This window comes from bacterium (genome assembly GCA_024224155.1).
In the GTDB taxonomy this organism is placed as follows: Bacteria; Acidobacteriota; Thermoanaerobaculia; order Multivoradales; family JAHEKO01; genus CALZIK01.
The window spans coordinates 1-2,103 of the sequence record JAAENP010000435.1 but is presented as its reverse complement, the minus strand read 5'-3'; the positions used below and the strand labels follow the sequence as shown (position 1 = coordinate 2,103).

Annotated in this window: 2 protein-coding genes; one reads left to right on the top strand and one right to left on the bottom strand. The window is 64.7% G+C overall.

Annotated elements, in window-relative coordinates; all coding sequences use genetic code 11:
• Positions 1-300: 300 nt before the first annotated feature.
• Positions 301-1,712, bottom strand: a protein-coding gene (locus GY769_21510) for an IS3 family transposase (GenBank protein MCP4204496.1) whose coding sequence is annotated in 2 segments (ribosomal slippage) — positions 301-1,331 and positions 1,331-1,712 — 1,413 coding nt in all. Because the reading frame shifts where the segments join, the coding sequence is not laid out codon by codon here.
• A 154-nt stretch (positions 1,713-1,866) separates the two neighbouring features.
• Here GY769_21510 and GY769_21505 point away from each other — a divergent pair.
• Positions 1,867-2,103: DUF4351 domain-containing protein (locus GY769_21505; GenBank protein ID MCP4204495.1), on the top strand; the 237-nt coding region annotated here is incomplete at its 3' end.

Here is a 2,103-nt window from a genome sequence, read left to right as displayed (position 1 = left end):
TGTTGTCGGTCCCAGTGGGCGCGTATCGTGGGGCGCCGGTGGCCTGCGACGGCCGGTGCTGGCGCTGTTGTCGGTCCCAGTGGGCGCGTATCGTGGGGCGCCGGTGGCCTGCGACGGCCGGTGCTGGCGCTGTGTTTGTCGGTCCCAGCGTACGTGGGGCGCCGGTGGCCACTGCAGGTTCAGAGAGCCCAGAGCTGGGCGGCCTCGCGACCCACGGTGCCCGCTGCGACCGGCATATACCCGGGACCCTCCGCGTGCCGACCAACGACCTCAGGATCCAGAATTTCACTAAAGGTAAGCTCATGGGGTCGCCTTCGGCGGGTTGATCCACACCGCTTCCGGTAACTTCCCCGGCCGCGGCATGCGGCCTTTGAAGCGCTCTGGGTTGGCCTCGAAGGCCGCGCGCAGCACCTCGGCGCGCTGCTGGAGAATCTGCTCGGCGCGACCGTAATGGACATCGGCCGGCGTCAAATAGGCCAGGCTCGAATGACGGTGCTCCGTGCAGTACCAGGTCATAAATGGCGCGCAGAAACTGCGGCTATCCGCCAGCGAACCGAAGCGATCCGGGAAGCTTGGGTGGTACTTCATCGTCTTGAACTGGGCCTCGGAGAACGGATTGTCGTTGCTGGTGTAGGGCCGATTGTGGCTCTTCCTCACACCCAGATCGGCCAGCAGCAGCGCCAGAGACTTCGCCGTCTGGCTGGGCCCCCGGTCGGCGTGCAGCGTCACCTGATCACGGCTGATGCCTTGCCTATGTAACGAATCCGTGACCAGGCGCTCAGCCAGCTTCGCCGACTCGCGCGGCGCCACCATCCAACCGACCACCAAGCGGCTGTACAGATCGAGGATGACGTAGAGGTAGTAGTAAGTCCACTTCACCGGACCCTTGAGCTTCGTGATGTCCCACGTCCAGACCTGGTTCGGTGCCGTCGCCACCAGCTCCGGCTTGGCGTAGGCTGGGCGGCGCAGCTGGTTGCGGCGCTCGCGCAGCTCGCCTTCGGCCTCCAGGATGCGGTACATCGTACGCACCGAGCACAGGAAGACCTGCTCGTCGTCGAGCAGCACCGCCCAGATCTGGTGCGGGGAGCGATCGACGAATCGCGGCGAATGCAACACCTCCACCACCGCCTGGCGCTCCTCAGCCCTCAGTGCCAGAGGCGGCCGGGGCCGCGGCTTCGCGGGCCGCGGCTCCGGGTCTCGATGACGGTAGTACGTCGCCCTGGGCAGGTTCAGCGACGAACTCGCGGCCTTCACACCGACCGTCGCCGACAGCGTCGTCGTCGCCTCCATTACGAGCTCTCTACCTCCTGGCTCCCCAGAAGCTGAAAGAGTTTTTTTTGCACATCGATGATCATCTCGGCCTTCGCTAGCTGCTGACGCAAGCGCGCATTCTCCCGCTCGAGCTCGGCGACGCGACGCGCCTCCGCGCTCACCTTGCGCGGCTTGCGACCCCGCTTCTTGGGCGTCAGACCTGCCAGAACACCTTCGTCGCGCTGTCGGCGCCACTTCGTCAAATGCGACGAATACAGACCTTTACGCCGCAGCAGGGCGCCGATCTCACCGAGCTTCGTACACGCCTCGACTTCTTCGAGCGTGTCGAGCTTGTACTTCGCCGTGAACGTCCGGCGCCGCGCTTTGGCCGGTACCTCAGGGTCCGGATCTGATGCGGATCTCGCCGGCCTCGATGGCTCGCTCAGTACCAATGGCTTCATGGATCTCCTCCGTCGCCCTCTTCCCTAATTTCGGGGGACTCCAGTGTCTCACGTACATTGGCACAGAGGGGGTACCTACGTCGGCTATCGTTTCAGGAAGCTGGATCCTGAGCTCGAGTTCCCACCCAAGATCGACCTCGTGGAGGTACCGTCGATGTTAGAGCAGCGTGTGACCGAATGGGCCGAGCAATGGAAACGGGAAGGCTTGCGGGAAGGTGAGGCCAGGCTCCTGCTCCGCCAACTGGAGCGCAAGTTCGGCGTCCTGCCGTCATGGGTGGGCAAGCAGGTGGAGTCCGCCGATGCCCGGCTCTTGCTGGAATGGGGGGAACGGGTGCTGACCGCGAGCAGCCTGGAGCAGATCTTCGAACGCGATTCGAGCTCGGATCACCGG